Source organism: Zooshikella harenae (genome assembly GCF_018837975.1).
Classification (GTDB): domain Bacteria; phylum Pseudomonadota; class Gammaproteobacteria; order Pseudomonadales; family Zooshikellaceae; genus Zooshikella; species Zooshikella harenae.
Genome location: NZ_JAGSOY010000313.1, coordinates 1 through 759 on the forward strand (window position 1 = coordinate 1; position 759 = coordinate 759).

A 759-nucleotide genomic window follows, 5' to 3' on the forward strand; every position below is an offset into this window, starting at 1 on the left:
TACATTTTTTAGCTCACACGCCAACTCGTGCTGGCCAGTTGTTTCTAGGTACTTTTTTAACACCGCAAGATACTGCTGTTCAGAAACAATGATGTCTTCATCTGTGTATGCCGAGCAGTAAACTTCAACACTGCCATCTGGAATAGACTGCTGCTCTATTTCTCTTTCGTAGGCATCGAGGTCAGAAGGGTATGTTACACCGTAGCCACCATCATCACCGCCAAACCCATGCCGCTCGTTAGCAAAACGAACAAGCTCTTCATCTGTAGGAAAGCTGTAGGTGAATATATGATTAATTATTTTCTCTAATTCCATACTCTGACTTATGTATAACGCCGCAATAAAAGGCGAGCGTTAGCGAGTCCAGCCCACGCTTTTTGTGGGCGATTTTTAATTGCCTTGTTAGGTGATTGCATCAGTGCCGACCTTAGAAAGTACAATGTGCCGAGGCATCCAGCAATCGTATTTTGCAGTAGCCACCTCTGCTTTGCATGATTTGCAAACCAAATTTGGGCCGTCGCAACCATCTAGGTCACAACAGCCATTTAACCTCTTGGGGTTATCGGTAGTTTCCATTGATAAATTATCTTTAGAGTTAATTACCCACTGCCCATCAGACCACTCATTATCTTTCAGTGTTAAACCTTCAGGAATCAAATCTTTTCCGTCTTCCTCACAAAGCTCAACAGGTGTGTTACTCAATTCTTTTGTAAGCAATTCTCCGCATGCGCGGCACTTAAACTTCATTGGTCACCTAAC

General features: G+C 43.3%; 2 protein-coding genes. Both read right to left on the minus strand.

The genetic code is table 11. The features are described 5' to 3' along the window. Positions 1 to 315, minus strand: a 315-nt coding sequence (locus tag KCG35_RS25855) for a hypothetical protein (RefSeq protein ID WP_215822774.1), incomplete at its 3' end; no start/stop codon positions are given. Between the two features lie 87 nt (positions 316 to 402). Then, positions 403 to 747 (minus strand): hypothetical protein, encoded by a 345-nt coding sequence (locus tag KCG35_RS25860; protein WP_215822776.1) that lies wholly within the window; start codon positions 745 to 747, stop codon positions 403 to 405. Between the last annotated feature and the right edge of the window lie 12 nt (positions 748 to 759).

What these genes read in the sequence shown, in the direction of transcription:
- KCG35_RS25860 (WP_215822776.1), bottom strand. Translation starts at nt 747, where the DNA reads ATGAAGTTTAAGTGCCGCGCATGCGGAGAATTGCTTACAAAAGAATTG.